We start from the raw sequence: 20,666 nt of genomic DNA on the forward strand, positions 1-20,666 counted from the left end.
TTCGGGAATCCATAAAACAAAAACAGGACTTAGAAATAAGTCCTGTTTTTTATTTTTTACCATAAATACATAAAATAATTCGTGCATTCGTGGCGATAAAAATCTTCGTTATCCAACATTCAAAGTTTTCTAACCTTTCACTCCTTTAATCCACTCCTGGAATTTACCCACCTGTTCCATAAAGAAAGATTCATGTTCCTCTTTTTCTTCAGGACGGTTAACCAATATATGTTCAAAGTAAGTGTCTTTCAGAATTTTTCTTAGAATTCCTTCTCCCAGGAAAGGTTTATAATCGTTTAATGCCTGAGTTGCTTTTAACAGATGGCGGATATCATATTGTAATGGGGTTATATCAGGAACCTGCTTGTTGAGGTTAAGGAGATTGTATACTGCTATTCTGGCTGTTCTTACAGAGCTTTCCATCGTGAATACAACATCGTTATTGGTTTCTACAAATTGGCCAACCAATCCTAAGTTAGTACAGCCTTCAGGAACCACTCTCGGGCGATCTCCCTGAGCTCTGGGCATAAACATAGAGGTGATGTAAGGCATAAAGGCAGTACGGACAATCGTATTTTCAATGACGTTATCAAGCTGATCTGCCATTCCAAGATGGTGACACAGTTCTGCAAGGATCTCATTTCCGGTACATTCAGGCATTGCTTTTTTAATATAGTTCCCTTCTTGGTCCATGAGTAGGGCGTATACCCATACTACAAGAATATCATCCGGCTGGGTAGGGTAGTGTGGCTGTCTGTTACAGGTAAAGCTCATTACCCAATTAGAATCTGTAATCGTAATAATACCTCCCGTAGCTGTTTTTCCGGAATAAGGATCATTTACACATAATTCTTTTAATTTCTCAGTAAATGCAGAAGGACGGCATGTTAATGTTGCAGATTCCCAAGATGATTTTTCAATATGGCTACAGAATTTTTCAGGTTTTCCGAAAACTTCAGATTTAGCTGCAAGGTTTTTCCATAATTTCCATCCGGCACTTTGTCCGGCACTGCTGTTGTCTATAGTGACTTCTGGAACTGTATTATTATCTCCGTAGAAAGTACTTTCCGTCATAGATCCGGTAGTTACAATTACGTAATCATCTTTTCCGATGGGTATTCTGACTTCTTCTCCGTTTTGCTCGGTAATAATGCCTTCCACTGTTTTTCCTTCTGTATTAATATGAACATCAAGATCCTTTACCAAAGTATCGAACTGGATTTGTACTCCTTTCTCTACCAGGAAGTTTTTTAAAGGGGTAACAAAGGTGTCATATTGGTTGTATTTAGGGAATACAAGGCATGAAAAATCTTTCATTCCGTCAATAGCGTGAAGGAATCTGTGCATATACAGTTTCAGTTCCAGTAAGCTGTGCCAGTTTTCAAAGGCAAACATAGAACGCCAGAAGAACCAGAAATTACTGTTCAGAAAAGATTCTGAAAAATAGTCTTCAATACTCAGATCATCTAGCTCTTCTTTTTTCTTTAATAAAAGTTTGACAATCGCCAATTGATCTTTTTTCTCCAACCCGAATTTGCTGAAATCCTGAATTTGTCCCTGATTATGAATCAATCTTGCTTTTGAATAGTTGGGATCGTTATCATTGATGAGACGGTATTCATCCAGAACACTGTAAGGTGCAGGCAATTCCAAAGCAGGAATGTCCTGGAATATATCCCACAGATTTTCATAAGTCATATCCATTTCACGGCCACCACGGATGATATACCCATCTTTTGCATTCCCGGCACCATCCAGTGATCCACCTTCAATTGCCAGCTGATCCAGAAAGATAATATTTTTACCGGGAACATGGCCATCACGGATGAAATAATATGCTGCAGACATCCCTGCAATGCCGCTTCCGACAATATAGATTTTACTGTTTTCGTAGGATTGTAAAGGAATTCCTTTATTTCTTTGATAGTTTCCGATCTGGTCTGAAAAAGGCATTGTCTTTTCAGGAGTGTTAATCTGAACTTCCTTGCTTGAATCCGGTTCGTGGTTCACTTTCCCAAACTGGTCAGAGGTATTTAAAACTTTGTTGAATTTTGAATTGATCGTACTCATTTTTATGTTGTTTTTAATGAACATGATAAAGGTACCCCTATTCAAAAAGCAATGTATATCCCTAATGTCAGAATTAGTGTCCCGAAATTCCTACGACTGGATATTTTCCGTTATTCTATACTCAGAAGGAGAAAGAGAAGTGTGCTTTTTAAAAAAACGGCCAAAAGCAGAGGTGGAATTGAACTGAAGTTCAAAAGCTATTTCCGAGATTGTCAGGTCCGGATTTCCCAGCATGACATACGCTTCTTTCAACAGGGTTTCATCAATAACTTCATGAGGAGTCTTGCCACAGGCTTTTTTAATGATTTCAATAAGGTATTTGTTCGAAATACAAAGTTCATTGGCATAGAACTGAACGGTTCTGTGGAGTCTGATATTTTCCCGGATAAGTTGACTGAATTTAAGATATAGATCCTTTTTCCCTTCTTCTTTTTCAGGATCTGTAGCATATTTAGCATCCAGAATTTCGGCGGTTTCCAGCAGAAGATTGAAAATAATAGTGCGAACAATTTCTTCAGTAAATTTTCCCTGTTTTCTGGATTTCTTTTTGAGGTAATCCAAAAGGTTTTGCAATACCAAAGCATTTTTAGGAGAGGTTTTTACAATACTGTAGGACCCGTTGGAGAACAGGTTCATTTTCTCAATGATAAAAGGATTAGATATATTTTTGATCAGAAAATTCTTGTCGAAGAATAATAATTTTATCCTGAAATCCTGACTGGTTTTCATAAATCTCACAATAGTAGACGGAGCTGCAACCAGAATGCTATGGGCATCAGCTTTATACTGATGACGGTCTATTTCAACACTTACTTCTCCTGCCGTACAGATGCATAGGGCATAATAATCCATCCTGAAAGGAGCTTTAGGAAATTCGAAAATGGGGTTTCCGGAGGAGATATAATAGGATTGCCGGCAGTCAATACTATAAAAAGACAGCGTATCGTGTAAGTTTTCGTAGGTTACCATTTTTGCTGTTGATTGATTTTTTATAGATTTTTTTTGAAATTTAAGGTTAAAAAGCCTATTGTTACTGCAATTTACGAATTTTATAAATGTTTATTAGAGGTATGTGTCTAAAATATTTGTTTTTATTCGGATGCAGTTGATTGTTTATTTTTATGATTGTTATTTAGAAAAAGGCTTAAAATAAAGGTATTTGAGCCTATTTTTCCCTAACTTTGCACTTTCAAATTTTTCCCCCCAAATATTATTGTGAAACTGATAAATGTATACACGAGTTCTTTTAAAGGACTCTCACAGGAGAGTTGGATGCTGGCGTTGGTAATGCTTATCAACAGGGCAGGTTCTATGGTACTTCCATTTTTGGGAGTGTATATGACCAATCATTTACATTTCAGTATTGAAAATTCAGGAATTGTCCTGAGCTTTTTTGGAATAGGTTCGGTGATAGGTTCATGGTTTGGAGGAATGATCACGGATAAGATCGGGGAATATAGTGTACAGAGCCTGAGTTTACTGCTCAGTGTGCCTCTCTTCTGTATGATCCCTTTTTTCACAACAGAAGCGGGATTGGCCGGGATTATTTTAGCGCAGAGTATTGTGAGTGAAACATTCCGTCCGGCAAACTCAGTTGCTATTACAAAATATGCCAAACCGGAAAATATTACGAGAGCATTTTCCCTGAACAGAATGGCAGTAAACCTTGGTTTTTCCATCGGTCCGGCATTAGGAGGTATTCTATCTGCTATTTCCTATGAATTTTTATTCTACAGTAATGCTTTAGCTGCTTTATTGGCGGGGTTAATGTACATTTGGTTTTTCAGAGGCCGGGCAAAACTGGCCAAACAGGAAGCTAAAAAAGTAAAGGAAGCAATAGCTGTTAAAAAGGAAAATTCTCCTTATCAGGACAATAAGTTTTTAATTTTTTGTTTCTTATGTATGCTGTTCTCGATCTGTTTCTTCCAGCTGTTCAGTACACTCACGATCTTTTACAAAGATACCGCTCATTTAAGCCAACAGAATATAGGATATATTTTAGGATACAGCGGTTTTCTGATTGTTCTTCTTGAAATGGGGTTTGTACAGCTTTCAGAGAAATATTTTACTCTGGCTTTTACCATGCTGATCGGAACGTTCCTTTGTGGATTTTCGTATGCAATGCTTGCTTTTGATTATAGTATGGTTACCCTATTGGTATCCATGACATTGCTTTGTATAGGAGAGATCTGGACGCTTCCGTTTATGGCAACCATTACAGCTCTTCGTTCCGGAGAGAATAATAAAGGAGCCTATATGGGACTGAATGGGATGTCATTTTCCATCGCGTTTATTATTACTCCTTATATAGGAACAGTGATTGCCGATAAATTAGGTTTTAATATTCTATGGATTGGAACCGGAGTACTGGCTATGGGAATCGCAATTGCATTCTATTTTGTTATTCCGTGGATGCTTAAAGATAGGAAGAAAGTGGAAGAGGATTTGGTTTAAATTCATAACCGTTTATTGTACAATATACAAAACCCAGCCGAAATCAATTCGGCTGGGTTTTTCTTGGAAATAAAAATCTGAAATTTATTTGATAATGATTTTTTTAGCTACTTTTTTACCCCCTACATTGAAGACCATAATATAGTTTCCTTTAGCAAAGCTGGTCAGATCTATTCGGGTTTCATTCGTAATACCGGTTTGGCTGTGTACCAATCTTCCGGCAATATCAAAGATATGTACCTCTGTAGAAGCATTCTTTTTCATTAGGACATTGAACTTTCCATTAGAAGGATTAGGATAGATCTGGAATTCATCTTTTTCTAAGGCAGTCTCTTTTGCACCTAAAGTAGAAGAAACGGTTTGTCTGGTGCAAAGTTCTATAGCTGCAGTATTTACGGTTCCAGAACTGTTATTAGGCTGAACATTATTCAACAGTGATGAGGTGTGTGCTGCAAGAATTTTCCAGGTTCCATTAGGATTTTGTCCGTAATACTTGCTTAGATCCAATCTTATAGGTTCTATTTTTGCAGTAGGATTGGAATTCAGATTATTACAGCTTACTATTGGAGATGCACCTTCCTGATCAAATGTAGCTTTTAAAGTATTACTTCCTGAACAGTTTCCTAACCAGAAAATATTTTGTTTGTTAGGTTCATATGGATCTGTTAGTAATAGACCCGTTTCCCCTATATCTGTATAATTTAGGTCTATAACAATATTAATATCCTCAATAGTAGCGGTCACAGGAACATTAATATTCATAGTAGCATGATTACCTTGGCCTGGTGAAAATGCAAACGGTCCGCTAGCCGCAGGGTATTGAGTACAGTTAAGGGTAACATTATAGTCTATAGCAAATGCAGGACTTGCTGCATAATAGACATTGCCTACCGACTCTACGATGATGTATGCCTGCTGTGAAGGAGTAGAAGGAATCGTAATTGTTTCTTCTCCATCATTAGGTGTATTCGAAACAAGTTGGTTAAATGTACTTCCTCCATCTGTTGATATTAAGATATTTACAGATTGTGTATTAATAGGAGCTGCATTAGTTCCTGCTACATCCCATTTAAGAAGATGAGAAGAGCCTGACGGATAATTTTGGTTTAACGAAACTGATGTAATCTTGAATGGTCCGCTGTTGCCATCTACACTTACGATGGCTTCATCACTTGCTGTTTGTCCACCTTCTGAGGCATTGTCTCTTACCAGGCTTACAAACTTCATATTTCTTGCAACATCAGAAATCATGTTCCAGGTGCTGTATAAACTTCCATTAAGAACTTCCGCAAGTGGGGGGAAATACCGGGTAGGGCTGGGAGTTGGAGAATATACTCTGAAATTAGGAGTTGTTGTGGAGTTACGATCCGGAAAAGAATAACCGGCGGAAGTCGAAAGATCTGATTCTTCCCAGGAATAGGTAAGGGGGTCATTGTCAGGATCACTTCCTGCAGCTGTAAGTTTGAATGCAGTGCCTTTAGGAATGCTGTAATCAGAACCTGCATTCACCGTAGGTGGATGATTTGCCATATCTACTGTTGTTGCACAGCTTGTGGTTGTAATATAATTGTTGATCTGTTTGAGGCTGTGATGAAGGAACTGGTCGTTGAATTTATCAGCTACATCATGAGTTCCGGTTATACCAGGATAGCCCATAATAGTAACGCCACTTCCAGGTTCGAGATAAGAGCCAGCCCCAGTTCCTTCATTTCTTGAAAAAGTGTGGTTAGCTCCAAACTGATGTCCCATTTCGTGAGCAGTAGCTATAGTAAATTCAAAACCTGCAGGACCAGCTCCCATAGATCCCATATAGGCAGCTCCTTTCTTTTTATCTATGAGTATTCCCGGGAATAGCGGAAAAAGGTCACCCTGACTGTCCTTACATACAGATGAAATCAGGCCGGCATTTCCTCCTCCTGTTTTTTGGCCGGATAATAGTATACCTAAATCATAATTAGCTTCACCAATACGTTGAATCATTGTCATTTGAACTTCACCTCCCATCTTATTGCCAGAAGCTTGTGGGCTTGCGGAGTTGAACGTACTATAAGGATCCGTAGTCTTATCTAAGAAGATAATCTGATCATTATTGGCAATCAGGTTCATATGGATAGAGAGATCCCTTTCGTAAACAGGATTAATAACAGTCATTATATCATTAATCGCGGCTAATGCACTGGCAGTAGTTCCTCCATGGAAGGTACTAAACTCTCCGTCGGCAGATACTGCTAAACGGAAAGTCCTGAACTTCCGATCATTGGTGTTTCTTTGAGCTGTTATAATGGTCTCAATATTTTTTCCGTCAACAGAACATTCAAAATTACTGGTGTCCGATAATATATTGGGAACAGCTGGGCTTACCAGATAAACAGATACTTCTTTTGTTGCTGGTTCTATAACCACAGGTTTTCTATCATGGGCAAACATTATCAATTTTAGACCGTTTTGAGAGAGCGCAAAACTGATGGTTTTACTGGGGTCATTTACAGATACCCCTCTGTAAGATTTGATATCCGGGAATTTTGCTGCCAATTCCGGAGCCATGTTTGAAGTTTCATAGACACTGTATTTTTCAAACTTTCCATCTAATCCGGGAATGTCTATGGTTACAGTAGATCGGGTGGCTATTCCTGTCTTGGATACAGGAGCTGTCTGTAATACTGATTTCAATTGATTGATATCCAGTAAGTAGGTGTTGGAGTAATCAGCTCCAATGTTTCTTTTGGATTCAATTAAATTTCTCTCATTGACTTTTGTCTTTTTCCAAAAATTCTGTGCATACAGGCTTTGGCTCCCTATGGCAGCAATGGCCAGAAATAGGTAGATTTTTTTTTTCATGTTTTTACTTTTTTAGGTTATTAAATTGATAATAACGTTGTTAAAAGTATAAATTAATCTCATAGGTTTGAAATATTTTATTTTATGTTAAATAATTGATTATCATTGTTTTGTGATTGTTTTTCGTTGAAAATAATATTGTGCTAAAAAAACTGAATGTTTATTTTTTATGAATAATATTTTTTTTTGAATAAAATCATAATTGCATGAAATTATAAAGTAGCCCATTTTTGGGCTGCCTTATAATTTATTTTGTAATAGCTTGAAATAAGCAGATATATACAGTGATGAGGTAGAAAAGTTCCTCATTTTCTGTACATGAGCAAAAACTGATCTTTTGGAGATATTTTAAATTCCTTTATCCCTGCTGTAAATATCTTCAACGGTTCTGTGATGCCTGTCGTATACCATTTTCCATGGAAGATCTGTTGTTTTTTCCGGTTTCCATTTTTCAGTGGTTACAGAACTGTTACTTTTCTTTATTTCGTTTCTGCTGATAAGAGTTCCTTTCCTTTTATTTTCTTCAAAATCAATATTCTGAACATGATGAAGGTATTTTTGTACATGACTTATGAAGCCTGAAAAATCCCTGTTCCATTCATCAGAGATTCTGATCTTTTTATTTTTTCTGTTTTTCATCCAAAAGGTAAGTCTGTTCAGCCACCATGCGTTTTCCTTTAATTTAATGATCGGCGGCTGGTTCAGATAAATAATAAATTCTGAATGGTCATGGTATAGTATTTCAGAACCATAAAGAATCGTCTCTATAGAATCCCAGGAAAAGAAATGGGTTTCATCCAATATAGGAATATTGAGAATAAAACCTTCCGGATTGAATGTCATTGTTCTTAATTTATCATCATTCATGGGCTAAAATTCAAATTTTTCTGTTACTCTGGACTACGTGGTACAAAATTATATTTCTGTTGCCTGCTCTCTGTAATCTTTCAAACTGCCATTATCAGCATAAGTTCCCCTGTCAAATAGCTTATAAAAGCCTGTTGTTTTTAGCGGTTTACTGTAAGGAATACCTATTATTTCATTTTGCTTTTGGGTATACTTCACATCATTTCCAAATGTACCGTTTAGGAAAGCAGATGATATTTTTTCGGTAAGTAAGAACTTTTCAATAGACGGGTAAAACGTATTGAAATCAACATTGTAATAATCATCAATTTTTACCATTGGGAATTTTTCCTGTCTGGGCTCAGGTAAGATCTTATCATACCATTTAAGAGGCAGCTTGCGTACCGTTTCAGGCTTTTTGTTTAAAAAAATCCGATATTCCATAGTATGATATTCTCCGTCAAGAGGTGGAGAACTGATAAAGAAAATGGCTTCTATTTCACTCCAGCAGATGATCTGATTCTGAGTGTAGGTAGCAATTGTAAAGAAATCCTGATGGTATACCAGTTTTGCTTTATACTTATTAATTTCTTCTGTAGGGCTTGACATGGTAACCCCTTTGTTTATGGTGTATAAAATAAAAAATAGAAGGGAATTTACCATAGCTGCCGCTGAAATGTAATAAATATTCATCTTATTTTTTATCATCAGGAAAATAACCATAATGGCAATGATCAGAAAAATGGTAATTAAGATGTTTAAAATAGTAATAGGATTAATTTTCATGGTTTAGAGGTTTGATATGGACTATCTGTATTTTTCAATTCCCATTACTGTATAAGAAATAAGAAGAGTAAGGATGATAAGAAATGAAATACTAACAGGAAAGAGCCATAAACCTCTTTTTTTTCCAGGTTTATAATATCTGAACCGGAAAAGAGTTAAGACTCCAATACTGAATACAGCCAGAATATTCAATTCTATAAATGACTGTGGAATCTGGCCGTCTTTATATAAATAAGAGTACCATACATGACTGATTCCGGCCAGCTGTAGTATTAATAGGATGATAGGTAGAATATTTACTGTATTCATCTTCTATTTTGTGAAAGCCTTATACAATTGCCTGTTATTTACAAAATAAAGCTGGTTGTTGATTTTGTGAGGAATGATTTTAAATTCCGGATCGCTGCTTGACATTATTTTGAATTTCCCCTTCTGTTGATTCATGAATATATCGATATAATAATACCCAGTTTCAACCCTATACGGAATGGATAAAACATAATGATTTCCGCCACCGCCCCATACCCAGGATTTGTTCATCATGGCATAGTCATATTCCTTAAAAATATTTTTAGGAGGCTGAGCATCTTCAAGAGAAGTGAAATGCCTTTTAAATTTAGGAAGTATTTTTTTTTCTGTGGGCTGTAGCAAAGGGTTTAGAAATTGATCCAAAGAATAAGGAGCATTCAATATTATAAATTGATCCTGCCCCGTATGTACATAAAGATCTCCTTTTTTCAGATTATCTGTATATGGAATTTTATCCTTCGGAATATTATATTCAGCAGAAAAATACCGGATAAACAATGAATCATTGATCTGGTTGATTTCATAATCCGATTTTTGAGTGTGAATACTTCTTAAACTATCTTCTCCTCTTTTATATCTGGCAGATTCGTCAATGATTTTTATGTCCTGTTTTTCTAATGTAATATCATTAAGGGCTTCATATTCCTTGTTTTTATTTTCTACAATAAAAAAGTCGTCACCATATACGAAAACACCGCTCTTAATACTATGACTCACACCAGTGCGAACAGAATAAAAACTGATAGTGTCCGGATAGTGTTTGTAAACCAGGGAAGAATCATTATATAAGATTTTATTTATCTCATTAACTACAGGCTGTATTACGATGTTGGAATTAGAGGTAGCTGGGAAAACCGGAATATCCGGAAATTTATCCTGTCCTTTTTCTTCTTTACAACTCAACAGAAGAATAGAAAGGCCCCCCAAAAACAAGTATTTATTCATCATATCTTTATGTTTCTACACTTTCCTCTCCATTTGTATCTGCTGCTTTTATTATTAATTAGATCTGTTTTAAAATTATGAATTTTCAGTACACTTACAAAGAATTGAACTGACAATCATATTAGCATGAACCCTGGAATTTTCAATAAACCAGAGATGTGTATCTTTTCCGCCGCACACGACTCCTGCAAGATATAAATTGGGAATATTGGTTTCCATGGTTTCAAGGTTATAAAAAGGATTCAGGCAATCGCCATTTAGTTCAATTCCTGAATTTTTTAAAAATTCAAAATCAGGAAGGTAGCCGGTCATGGCCAGAACAAAATCATTTTCAATCTCATGCATCTGATTATTTTCATCCTTAAAAATTACGGAATTTTCTTTTACTGCTGTCATTTCAGCATTAAAATAAGCTTTAATACTTCCTTCTGCGATTCGGTTTTCAATATCCGGTTTTACCCAATATTTTACACTTTTTGAAATCTCGGAATGACGGATAACCATAGTTACTTCTGCACCTTTTCTATAGGTTTCAAGAGCAGCATCCACCGCTGAATTGCTGGATCCTACCACCACTACTTTCTGCTTTGCATACGGATAAGGTTCGGTATAATAATGTTTTACTTTCGGAAGTTCTTCACCCGGAATATTCATTAGGTTAGGAATATCGTAAAATCCGGTGGCAATCACTACATTTTTAGCTCTGTAGCTTCCCTTGGTTGTTTCAATATCAAATGCATCAGATTTTTTGGATACCTTCAGTACTTTTTCATAAAGATGGATATTCAGCTGTTTTTGCCGCGCAATTCCCTGATAATATTCCAAAGCATCCTGTCTTCCCGGTTTGGGTGCGGTAGAAATAAAAGGAACACCGTCAATTTCCAGCTTTTCAGCTGTTGAAAAGAAACGCATATACAAAGGATAGTTGTACAATGAGTTGACAATAGTTCCTTTTTCTATAATTAAATGATTCAAATTGTTTTTACTGGCTTCAATAGCACAGTTGATACCAATAGGTCCTGCTCCTATAATAAGAATATCCAAAATTTCCATATTACAAAGGTACGATGTAATTGGGAAACTGTATCCATCAGAAGGGATAAGATCATTGACGCTTAGGAACAAAAAGTAAAAATAAAGATCCGGTTTTATAGATCAGGTGTCAAACCTTAAGACTCTCTATATCTCGTATTGGCATTAGTTTTGGTGCTTTTTTTATTCACCACTAAATTAAAAATATGAAAAAACTACTTATTTCAATGATGGTACTGGCACTGGCAGTAGCTTGTAAAAAGGAGGCAGGAAAACCAGTTCCAAGTGAGATTGATACTGTTACCCGTGTGAAACCGCTGGACAGTGCAGCAGTTGCTAAAGAAAAAGCATTGAAAGAAGGAGCGCTTAAAAAGACTAATGATGAGGTTTTACAGGCTTTAAAAGCTAAAGATTATAAGAAATTTGCTTCATTTATCCACCCAGAGAAGGGGATTAATTTTTCAATGTATGCTTTTGTAGATCCGAAATCAGATAAGCATTTTTCGAAAGAAGATTTTGAAAAATACCAGCCTACCAAAACATTGTTTACTTGGGGAGCGCAAGACGGTTCAGGGGATCCTTATAAAGCGACGATCAATGATTATCTAAGAAAATGGGTGTTTTCTGGTGATTTTACAGCTTCTCAATATTCTTTCAATACATTTCTCGGCAGAGGAAACTCGCTGAATAATCTTGAAGAAATCTATCCTAAGAGCGATTTTACAGAAAACTATATCAAAGGAACAGAAAAGAGTAGTGAAATGGACTGGAAAACACTCCGTTTTGTATTTGAAGAATTTCAGGGAAAATATTATCTCATTGCTGTTGTTAATGACCAATGGACAATTTAAAAGCTATAAGCTGGATGTAGGAAGTTGGAAGAACATTAATTGATAAAAAACATCTGTAGTTTTTAATTACAATTAAAAATAACAAATGTTTTTCCCAATTCTATAACTTCCAGTTTCCAGCTTCCTTTCTTTATAAAATATCAGCCAGTTGCCTGGTGAGATTTTTTCTTGAAAACTGTTCTATCTGTTGAGTGTTTTCAGAAAGATTTCCGTTTTTCCAAAGGTCGAATTTTTCCAGAATGAATTTTTTTACAGACACAGAATCATCATAACTGAAATGTTTTCCTGCATGGGTTTCTTCAAGGATCTTAGCAACATCAGCTTTATCCGGTCCAAATGAAAGAATCTGTTTTCCGCTTACAAGATATTCAAATATTTTTCCGGGAATAATTCCTTTTGAAGATTCATTCGGGAAATTGGTGATCAGCAGCATCTCTGAAGTCTGCATTTCTTCAACAGCTTTACCGTGTGGAAGATAACCCAAATTCAGGATATGATTTTTCAGGCTTGAGTTTTCAATCGTATGAAGGATTTTATCATCAATTCTTCCTACAAATTTTAAGCTGAAATGTTTTGCAAATTCTGCATTTTCCTTTACCAGTTCATCCAATGACCTCCAAAGGTTCTCCGGATTTCTAAGCTGTTCCAGAACTCCAATATAACTTAATACAAAAGATTTGTTGTGCTGTTTATTTCCTTCGTTTGAATCACTTTCATCAAAACCGTTTGTGATACAAACTGCATTAGCTCCGGCTTTTTTGAAATTCTCAGCATCTGTATAGCTTGTGGCCAGGGTAATATCTGCATTTTTGAAAACGGCACTTTCCAGCTGGCGGTGCTTTTGGTCTGAACTTTTGGTTAATTTCAGGTGTTTATAATACGAGATCTCTGTCCATGGATCACGGAAATCTGCAATCCATTTAATATTGGGAAGTTTATTTTTTAGACCTAATCCAATCAGGTGAAGAGAGTGGGGTGGTCCGGAAGTTACGATCGTATCGATGTTGTGTTCTTTCAGGTATCTTTCCAGAAATTGAATAGAAGGCTTTACCCAGAAAACTCTGGCATCAGGAATAAAAAAATTTCCCCTTACCCATATAGAAAGTCTGGATTTCCAGCTCTGGTTTTTTCCTACATCAAATTGGCCTGCTTTGAATTTTTTGTTGCTTTTATTAAGCTTTTCAGCCAGCTGATAAGGTTCCCAGATCTTTGTTCTGACGATTTCAATATCTTTTGGAACATCCTTCATCAGGGTTTCGTCCAACAATGGATAGCTTGGGTTTTCCGGAGTATAGATAACGGGTTTCCACCCGAAATCAGGCAGATATTTGGCAAACTTCAGCCATCTTTGAACACCAGGACCTCCCGCAGGAGGCCAGTAATAGGTGATAATCAATATTTTCTTTCGTTCCATTCTTTTGGTCGTCTGTCCTTCAATTGTCATTCTGAACGAAGCGTAGGGTAGTGAAGAATCTCATTCTATCTCTTCATTCAGAAATTTCCAATCGGAATTGAAATGCTTTAATTAATTTTTTGATCAGGCTTTCTGTTCGATAAGAGTCTCTTTTTTCTTATTCTTATTCATCCAGAAAATTCCAAATGCTGCCAGTGCAATAAACAATCCGAAGCTTAATAGAGAAATCCATTTTCCTGTTTCAATTACTTCCGGCTCAAAAACCATTCTGATGTGGTGATTTCCGGCAGGAACATGTACTGCACGAAGCAGATAATCTGCTTTGATATAAGGAACCTCTTTTTCATCTACAAGAACCTTCCATCCGTGAGGATAATATACCTCAGAGAAAACTGCCAATTGAGGCGTTTTTGACTGAGATTTGAATTCCAGTTCGTTAGGTTGGTATGTAGTTAAATTAATAAATGCTGTAGAATCTGCCTGAACAGGTTTATTACTGAAATAAGCTTTGTCAGAAGATGCAATCACAGCTGTTTTTTTATTGTCGATTTCCCCAAGAGAGTTAATTTCTTCGTTAGGAGTATCTACAAATTTAAGATCACTTACAAACCATGCGTTTCCATTTGCTTTAGGATTCGGAACTACCTGAGGCTGATCCGGGCCTCCGAAAACCATGTATTTTGCATTCAGTAAGTTGAGTATTTTAGGGGTTTTTACACTGTCGATATTATTGATATATGCATTCAGTACATCATCATATCTCCTTAATTTTACAGCGTGGTAACCTCCGATAGAAGCTTTGAAATATGAAGTATTAGTCTCACTTGTAACTCCTAAAGTCTGGTTGTAAATTCGGTAGTGAGCTTTATCTTTATCCGCAATAGTCTCTAATGTCTTGTTGATATTTACGGTAGATAAAATAGATTCAAGATTTGGATTTCCCTGTACTTTTTCAGCAAGAAGTTCAGAACTTTCTGTTTGGAACGGGTTCTCAGCAAAAATCTTGTCTACATAATTTTCGTCATTTAAATAACGCTTATTTACAGTCCATAGGTCAAATAAACTTACTACACCAATGATGACCAAAGCAATATTAGAGCTAAGTTTTTTCTTTAAACTTAAAAATAGAACTGTGGCAGCAATGGCTACGTAAATAAATGCCTTTATAGCATCTATTCTAAACAGTTTGTACCTTTCATCTACCAGAAAATCAAGAAGGAAAGGAGGGAAGTAAGTTTTCTCTCCTGCTGTTGAAAATCCTAACAATGATTTACCAAATATTAAAAGAATTAATAATAATCCTAATGTTCCACCACTTACATACATCAGAATTTTTTGCTTGTACTCTTCAGTCAGTTTTTCATCTGTAAAGAATCTGTATAATCCTAAAATTGCGATCAAAGGGAATAGTAATTCCACGACAACAAGGATAGAAGACGGCGCCCTGAATTTATTGTAAAACGGAACGTAATCAATAAAGAAATCAGATAATGGCATAAAGTTACTTCCCCAAGCCAGTAAAATGGTTAGAATAGAAGCTCCCAGGATCCAGTAACGGTATTTTTTCCATGCAAAGAAAAATCCTAATAATGCAAGGAAGCATACTATAGCTCCCTGATAGGCTGGGCCTGAAGTTCCCGGTTGGTCGCCCCAATAAGTCATTCCGCTGAAACCTTTTGAAATTCTGTCCATTTCAGCCTGTGAACCTACATTTTCCTGAACAAGTTCCTGAACTTTATTCATCATTTCCTTAGCTTCAGGTTCCTGGCTTCCACCCCCCATTAATCTTGGAATAAAAAGGTTTAAAGTTTCGAGTTGCCCATAGCTCCACATCAGCATACTCTCCTTGTCCATTCCGGATTTTCCTGAAGTATGGCTGTCATTGGTTAGAATCTGTTTTCCACGAACGGTTTCCTTTACATATTCAGAGTTGGCCATGATCCTTTGAGAGTTCATGCCAACACCAATCACACAAGATGCTGCAATGATTCCTGAAGAAATAAGGAAGTGTTTCATTGGAGTTTTTTTCTGAATCGCCCTGATAAGCTCAGACAGGAATAAAAATCCTAGTGCCAGAAATAGATAATAGGTCATCTGCGGGTGGTTCGCTGCTATCTGAAGCCCCATAAACAGGGTGGTAACAATGAATCCCCAGATGTATTGTTTTCTGATGTAAACTAATAAAATTCCGGCTAAAAGCGGTGCGAAATATTCAATGGTATTGACTTTTCCATTGTGTCCTGCCGCAATAATGATATAGAAATAAGTGGAAAGCCCGAAAAAGGTTGCGCCGAGTAAGGCATATTTCCAGTTTCTGACTACGACCATTCCCAAAAGGAAAAAACCTGCAAAAAGAAGGAAAAGATAATTAACAGGTCTTGGTAGAAAGTTCAGATTGCTGTCGATTTTCTTGATGATATCACCTTTAAACTGGCTACCCATCTGGTAAGTCGGCATTCCCCCGAACATGGAATCACTCCAATAGGTTTCATTTCCTGTATTAGCTCTATAATCTAAAAGTTCTTTTGCTCCCCCTCTGTACTGTACAATATCATGCTGGAAAAGTTGTTTTCCTGAAAATACAGGAGTGGAATATAAAAATGCTAAAACTATAAATACTACTAATGAAGCTGCAATATAAATTAAGTTTTTGTTTTTTGCCATGCTGGTTATGATCTTTTATTTCTCGGATTTTTCACCTTTTGTCATTACTCTCTTTTACCTCTTCATAGTCTACGGTTTCTGCATCCCATTTAAGGTTTTTTTTGTTATTCTTATTCGAGTTATGTAGGTCCTGCTGATTGTTATTTTGCTTTTGGTTATTGAACCTGTAGCTGTAAAATGTCTTAAAGAAGATTCTTTTCAGAATATTCCAGACGAAGAATATAATAATGGCAGAGAGTACTAACTCAAGAATGTACTTCATAATAAATTTATTTAAGATTTAAAGTTTAAGGTTCAAAGGTATGCTGGTCATGATATCACTTTCCTGTCTCTGATCCTTAAACTTTTAAGCTTTACTTATTTTGCAGAAGGGTTTACCATCACAGAAGAATTGGAAACACTTTTCATAGACTGGGATTGTTTTCCGTCTGAAATAGTTTCAATCTGTGTAGTTTTTACATTAATGTTCTGGTTGATAATCCATCCTGTATTTTCGTCAAACTTAATGGTTCCGTTTTGAGCAAGTTCACTGCTCATGCTGTGAGTGATTGGTCCCTGAGCCTTCTTTTCAGTTTTCTTGGGAATACCTCCGGTTACACTGATTTCAGCAATTCCGTTTCCTAAGCTCTTTAACACATAATTTGAAGTTACTTTAATGCTTCCGTTCGGATCTGCATTTTCAGAAGTTGACCATTTTTCACCTACTTTTACTCCTTTTTTCGGAATAATTGAAAGGTTTTTATTGAACTGATCTTTCAATACTTTCTCATTGAAGGACTGTTTAAGACTTGCTACAACACTTGCTCTTTCATTAGCATCCTTGATAAGCGGTCCTACCGCGTTGGTAACTTTGGTATATACCGCATCAAAACCTGTAATAGAAATCACATTTCCCTTGGTATCCATCTTCATATCAAGCTTATTGTTGGTAAGAGCTTTGTTGATATTCCAGATCATTTTAAGATCATCTTCTTTAGGAAGAGGCAGTTTAGTATCTACAACAACCGTTTTACCTTGTGCAGCCTGAGAGCTTCTTTTAGAAACAAGATTAAGGGTCATTTCATATACATTTCCCTTAATATCATTTACAATAAAGTTCATTTCGTCAGTAGATTCTACAGTAGCTGTCATAGATTTTCCCTGAGGATCAGTCATCGTTTTTACATCTCTCTGGTAGGTAGTAAGGGGATAAGTTTTTCCTTTTTCAAGTTTGAAAGACTGAGAAACAATCCCTGCAGAGTCTCTGATTGCTGGGTTTTCTGCAACTTTCGCTACAGAATCCGCAGGAACTTCCACGGTAACCGTCTTTCCGGTCTTAGGATCTACTTTTGTAATTTTTGCCGTTTCTTTTTTACAAGATACAAGAGCTATAGATGATAATAGCGCTATTGCTGCTATATTTTTCATTTTCTGATTTTTTTAAGTGTTGTGTTATCGAATTAATTTATTTCAGACTTTTCTGTCTCACCGCTTCATACAGGATTGCGCCACATGCTACGGAAACATTCAAAGACTGAGTTTTTCCTTCAATAGGAAGTTTTATTTTTTCATCAGAATGATGCAGTACTTCTTTAGAAATTCCTGTTTCCTCATTTCCCATAACGATAGCGCATGGTTCTGTAAAATTTACATCATAGATCAGTTTCTGAGCTTTCTCAGATGCTGAAAATACAGTAATTCCGCTCTGTTGAAGGAAATCTACAACGTGAGCAAGATTATTTTCCTTGCAGATTTTAATATTATAAAGCGCTCCGGCTGACGTTTTAATAGCGTCGGAATTAATAGGAGCAGCACCTTTTTCAGGAATAATAACAGCATCTACGCCCGCACATTCTGCCGTTCTGCAGATGGCTCCAAAGTTTCTCACATCTGTAAGTCTGTCCAGAATTAATAAGAATGGAGTTTTCCCTTCTTCAAATAATTGTGGCACAAGATCTTCCACTTTATGAAACGGAACATCCGAAATAAAAGCAACCACACCCTGGTGGTTTTTTCTTGTAAAACGGTTCAGTTTTTCAACCGGAACATAATTGGGACGGATTTTATTTTTTGCTAAAATTGCTTTCAGTTCAGCATAAATAGGACCCTGAAGTGCATTTTGCACAAAGATCTTGTCAATCGTTTTTCCCGCTTCAATTGCTTCAATCACGGGGCGCAGCCCGAAAATAAAATCGTCTTTCATTGATTTGTTTAAAATTTTATGTTTAAGGTTATCGGAATCTAGAGCGGGTAGTTCATGATTTATTATGATTACGAACTTCCAGCTTCCTTTCTTCCAGTTTCCTTTTAGTACTTTTCTCCTAAAATTGCTCTTTTCTGCGCCATTGCATATCCATAATGCAGGCTTTCATGCATATTGTTAAAAATAATGGCATCCTGAATACTCTTCAGATCCATCCCGAAACTGGTAGTATAGGGAGTATAGTCTGAAAAGAAATCACTATCATAATCCTTCATTAATATCTTTGAGGTTTCCGTTAGTAAAAACTCCAGGTCTTCCACCTCTGATTTTTGAACATTAAGGTTCGGTAAAGTTCCTTTTTTGTAAGTTTCAATCCAATATTTATCAATACGGAAAGGGTTTCCGCTCAGATAATAATGCAGAAGCTGCTGAGTGGCAACCGTATGGGCAATATTCCAGTAAATATTGTTGTTGAAGCCATCCGGAATCAGCAGAAGATCCTCATGGGAAGTGTTCTGTAGGATATCTAAAAGGTTTCTTCTCACCTGTCTGTGTGCTTGAAAATGATAATTCATTTTGCAGAAAATTTTAATCACCAAAAATAGTTTAATAAACTGGAAATGACAATTTTTTGGCTAAAGGATTAAAGTAAAAGTTGCACAATGCCGAAAAAATAGATTATTTATTATTTTCTTTTTAGGTAGAAATCTGACAGGATTACAATCTGTTTTAGAAAATTTAACGACTCCTTTTTAGATATTTATCAATTTTTAAGAAGCTGAAACCCTCCGATGATTTTTCGTCAAAGGAGGGTTTTTTATTGTTTGTTAACTGTTTTTTATAAGTTTTTACCTTTTAACTGATGATGACTATTTTTTTATGATTTTATGTTTAAATGTGGTTCCATCTTTCAGAATAATATTTAAAAAGTAAACTCCAGAGGGATAAGAGGAAAGATTAATTTTGTTTTCCCTGTAGGTTTCAGCCAGTTTTCTTCCATCGATGCTGTAAAGGATCATTGATTTTACATCTTCTTTCGATCTTATATTGACAAAATCAGTAGTAGGATTTGGGTAGATATTTACATCAATGCTTTTTATATCTTTTACATTTAAAGTAGCATTACTTTTTCCCTGCATGTAAACTGATAAATAAACATCTCCTTGCTGTCCGTTAAAAACGGCAGTAGGAATGGTATGTTTTAAAGTATGATTTCCGGCTGTCATAGAGGGTAAAGTAAACCCTCTGATAGGTACTGAATTTCCCGGGCACCAGTTGTTCCATGAAGTCCACTGTGCAAATGTTGCAGGAGCACTTTGATAGATTCCATTGCCCATAGTGTTATATACTCTGAAAGGTTCACAGGAAATTCCTCCAGGAGTATAGGTTAATACCTGTACATCATCTAAATAAGTGTAGTTTTGTCTCCTCACATATTCTTCACCACCTGTATTAGCTCCATGAGGAGTGGAAATTACGAAAAAACGAGCATTGTTAACTGTTTCTGGTAGATTAAAGTTGACAATTCTTACTGTTTCCCCTGTAACATCTGTGCTGTTGTAATTATTAAGTTTATTGTAATTTAATATGGGAACTAGCGTATTGTAATCGGTAGGAGTTGCTCCAACATCGGTTGAAAAAAAGGAGAGGGTTCCGGAAAAAACATCATCCCTATTTGCACATCCTGCTATTTTTATTTTTGCACTGCCGGATACACCAAAAACGTCTAATTCCATATACAAATCATAGGTGTTACGTAATGTAGCATCATGAAATATATTGTAAAGATTGCTAATGTCATAGGTATAAGGAACTTCATCAGGGAAACGGTTTTTGTTCATAAATGGGGTAATATACCTTGCAACTTCAATTCTTTTGATATTGGTATCATTGAGTGTATAAGTAGGCTGATTTTTGGGAACCATAGCCAGAAAAACCTCACCAAGACGGTCATAATCGTCACATAGGGCTCCTATAGTTACTCTCATGGCAATTTTTGCCTTAAAGGAATCCAGTTCAGTATCTGTAAGCTTTCTTGCATATCTGGTATTTCCCAGTCTGATCAGACCGGTAGGAACCGGATTGGCTACAGGAGCAGCATAGCCGTCGTAATATACGGCATCTGAAATCAGATTCGTCACGGTTGTTGTCTGTGATTTGAAGAGACCTGTAAGGAATAGACTTGCAAAAAATAATCTTTTATACATATCGTTGGTATTTAATGTAAATATATTAAAATATGTATTAAAAATAATGATTGTTTAGTTTTGTTTTT

General features: G+C 36.2%; 17 protein-coding genes. 2 read left to right on the forward strand and 15 right to left on the reverse strand.

Annotated elements, in window-relative coordinates; genetic code table 11:
- Positions 1-129 precede the first annotated feature (129 nt).
- A complete protein-coding gene (locus tag WH267_RS20605) occupies positions 130-2,070 on the reverse strand; it encodes an oleate hydratase (RefSeq protein ID WP_340010679.1) in 1,941 nt (646 codons plus the stop codon).
- 90 nt (positions 2,071-2,160) lie between these two features.
- Positions 2,161-3,039, reverse strand: a complete 879-nt coding sequence (locus tag WH267_RS20610; protein WP_123318274.1) for a helix-turn-helix domain-containing protein — start codon at positions 3,037-3,039, stop codon at positions 2,161-2,163.
- 303 nt (positions 3,040-3,342) lie between these two features.
- Here WH267_RS20610 and WH267_RS20615 point away from each other — a divergent pair, with 303 nt between their 5' ends.
- Entirely contained in the window at positions 3,343-4,524 is a 1,182-nt protein-coding gene (locus tag WH267_RS20615) for an MFS transporter (RefSeq protein ID WP_445223282.1), read from the forward strand.
- An 84-nt stretch (positions 4,525-4,608) separates the two neighbouring features.
- On the opposite strand, the gene WH267_RS20620 is transcribed toward WH267_RS20615, so the two are convergent.
- The 6 genes from WH267_RS20620 to WH267_RS20645 all read right to left on the reverse strand — a co-directional run bounded on the left by WH267_RS20620 (position 4,609) and on the right by WH267_RS20645 (position 11,301).
- A complete protein-coding gene (locus tag WH267_RS20620) occupies positions 4,609-7,362 on the reverse strand; it encodes a reprolysin-like metallopeptidase (protein ID WP_340010683.1) in 2,754 nt (917 codons plus the stop codon).
- A 348-nt stretch (positions 7,363-7,710) separates the two neighbouring features.
- On the reverse strand, positions 7,711-8,229 hold the full coding sequence (locus tag WH267_RS20625) for a hypothetical protein (protein ID WP_340010684.1): 519 nt from the start codon (positions 8,227-8,229) through the stop codon (positions 7,711-7,713).
- A gap of 48 nt (positions 8,230-8,277) precedes the next feature.
- On the reverse strand, positions 8,278-8,994 hold the full coding sequence (locus tag WH267_RS20630; RefSeq protein ID WP_340010685.1) for a hypothetical protein: 717 nt from the start codon (positions 8,992-8,994) through the stop codon (positions 8,278-8,280).
- A 21-nt stretch (positions 8,995-9,015) separates the two neighbouring features.
- A complete protein-coding gene (locus WH267_RS20635; RefSeq protein ID WP_340010686.1) occupies positions 9,016-9,303 on the reverse strand; it encodes a hypothetical protein in 288 nt (95 codons plus the stop codon).
- Positions 9,304-9,306: 3 nt separating this feature from the next.
- The gene (locus tag WH267_RS20640) at positions 9,307-10,251 is read right to left on the reverse strand and encodes a hypothetical protein (protein ID WP_340010688.1); all 945 of its coding nucleotides are present in this window, start codon (positions 10,249-10,251) and stop codon (positions 9,307-9,309) included.
- A gap of 72 nt (positions 10,252-10,323) precedes the next feature.
- On the reverse strand, positions 10,324-11,301 hold the full coding sequence (locus WH267_RS20645) for a YpdA family putative bacillithiol disulfide reductase (RefSeq protein ID WP_123318281.1): 978 nt from the start codon (positions 11,299-11,301) through the stop codon (positions 10,324-10,326).
- 185 nt (positions 11,302-11,486) lie between these two features.
- Between WH267_RS20645 and WH267_RS20650 the strand changes: the two genes are divergently transcribed.
- Positions 11,487-12,131: a hypothetical protein gene (locus WH267_RS20650; RefSeq protein WP_340010691.1), complete on the forward strand. Its 645-nt coding sequence runs from the start codon at positions 11,487-11,489 to the stop codon at positions 12,129-12,131.
- 130 nt (positions 12,132-12,261) lie between these two features.
- Here WH267_RS20650 and WH267_RS20655 read toward each other — a convergent pair whose 3' ends face one another.
- The 7 genes from WH267_RS20655 to WH267_RS20685 form a co-directional block, all read right to left on the reverse strand.
- The gene (locus WH267_RS20655) at positions 12,262-13,545 is read right to left on the reverse strand and encodes a glycosyl transferase family 1 (RefSeq protein WP_340010727.1); all 1,284 of its coding nucleotides are present in this window, start codon (positions 13,543-13,545) and stop codon (positions 12,262-12,264) included.
- A gap of 123 nt (positions 13,546-13,668) precedes the next feature.
- A complete protein-coding gene (locus WH267_RS20660) occupies positions 13,669-16,209 on the reverse strand; it encodes a YfhO family protein (protein WP_340010692.1) in 2,541 nt (846 codons plus the stop codon).
- Positions 16,210-16,240: 31 nt separating this feature from the next.
- Positions 16,241-16,471, reverse strand: coding sequence for a hypothetical protein (locus tag WH267_RS20665; protein WP_123318284.1), 231 nt, complete (start codon positions 16,469-16,471; stop codon positions 16,241-16,243).
- 95 nt (positions 16,472-16,566) lie between these two features.
- On the reverse strand, positions 16,567-17,616 hold the full coding sequence (locus WH267_RS20670) for a DUF6263 family protein (RefSeq protein WP_340010695.1): 1,050 nt from the start codon (positions 17,614-17,616) through the stop codon (positions 16,567-16,569).
- Between the two features lie 37 nt (positions 17,617-17,653).
- Positions 17,654-18,391 (reverse strand): 23S rRNA (guanosine(2251)-2'-O)-methyltransferase RlmB, encoded by a 738-nt coding sequence (gene rlmB, locus WH267_RS20675; RefSeq protein WP_123318286.1) that lies wholly within the window; start codon positions 18,389-18,391, stop codon positions 17,654-17,656.
- A 104-nt stretch (positions 18,392-18,495) separates the two neighbouring features.
- Positions 18,496-18,966 carry a DinB family protein gene (locus WH267_RS20680; RefSeq protein ID WP_047487264.1) on the reverse strand — a complete coding sequence of 157 codons (471 nt, stop codon included), beginning with the start codon at positions 18,964-18,966 and terminating at the stop codon, positions 18,496-18,498.
- Between the two features lie 294 nt (positions 18,967-19,260).
- Positions 19,261-20,598 (reverse strand): peptide-N-glycosidase F-related protein, encoded by a 1,338-nt coding sequence (locus WH267_RS20685; RefSeq protein WP_340010699.1) that lies wholly within the window; start codon positions 20,596-20,598, stop codon positions 19,261-19,263.
- Between the last annotated feature and the right edge of the window lie 68 nt (positions 20,599-20,666).

The sequence above is a fragment of the Chryseobacterium sp. MYb328 genome, assembly GCF_037572595.1.
Taxonomy (GTDB): Bacteria; Bacteroidota; Bacteroidia; order Flavobacteriales; family Weeksellaceae; genus Chryseobacterium; species Chryseobacterium pennae.

Coding starts and splice junctions, on each gene's coding strand:
- WH267_RS20605 (WP_340010679.1), bottom strand. CDS start 2,070: ATGAGTACGATCAATTCAAAATTCAACAAAGTTTTAAATACCTCTGAC.
- WH267_RS20610 (WP_123318274.1), bottom strand. CDS start 3,039: ATGGTAACCTACGAAAACTTACACGATACGCTGTCTTTTTATAGTATT.
- WH267_RS20615 (WP_445223282.1), top strand. CDS start 3,343: ATGCTGGCGTTGGTAATGCTTATCAACAGGGCAGGTTCTATGGTACTT.
- WH267_RS20620 (WP_340010683.1), bottom strand. CDS start 7,362: ATGAAAAAAAAAATCTACCTATTTCTGGCCATTGCTGCCATAGGGAGC.
- WH267_RS20625 (WP_340010684.1), bottom strand. CDS start 8,229: ATGAATGATGATAAATTAAGAACAATGACATTCAATCCGGAAGGTTTT.
- WH267_RS20630 (WP_340010685.1), bottom strand. CDS start 8,994: ATGAAAATTAATCCTATTACTATTTTAAACATCTTAATTACCATTTTT.
- WH267_RS20635 (WP_340010686.1), bottom strand. CDS start 9,303: ATGAATACAGTAAATATTCTACCTATCATCCTATTAATACTACAGCTG.
- WH267_RS20640 (WP_340010688.1), bottom strand. CDS start 10,251: ATGATGAATAAATACTTGTTTTTGGGGGGCCTTTCTATTCTTCTGTTG.
- WH267_RS20645 (WP_123318281.1), bottom strand. CDS start 11,301: ATGGAAATTTTGGATATTCTTATTATAGGAGCAGGACCTATTGGTATC.
- WH267_RS20650 (WP_340010691.1), top strand. CDS start 11,487: ATGAAAAAACTACTTATTTCAATGATGGTACTGGCACTGGCAGTAGCT.
- WH267_RS20655 (WP_340010727.1), bottom strand. CDS start 13,545: ATGGAACGAAAGAAAATATTGATTATCACCTATTACTGGCCTCCTGCG.
- WH267_RS20660 (WP_340010692.1), bottom strand. CDS start 16,209: ATGGCAAAAAACAAAAACTTAATTTATATTGCAGCTTCATTAGTAGTA.
- WH267_RS20665 (WP_123318284.1), bottom strand. CDS start 16,471: ATGAAGTACATTCTTGAGTTAGTACTCTCTGCCATTATTATATTCTTC.
- WH267_RS20670 (WP_340010695.1), bottom strand. CDS start 17,616: ATGAAAAATATAGCAGCAATAGCGCTATTATCATCTATAGCTCTTGTA.
- rlmB (WP_123318286.1), bottom strand. CDS start 18,391: ATGAAAGACGATTTTATTTTCGGGCTGCGCCCCGTGATTGAAGCAATT.
- WH267_RS20680 (WP_047487264.1), bottom strand. CDS start 18,966: ATGAATTATCATTTTCAAGCACACAGACAGGTGAGAAGAAACCTTTTA.
- WH267_RS20685 (WP_340010699.1), bottom strand. CDS start 20,598: ATGTATAAAAGATTATTTTTTGCAAGTCTATTCCTTACAGGTCTCTTC.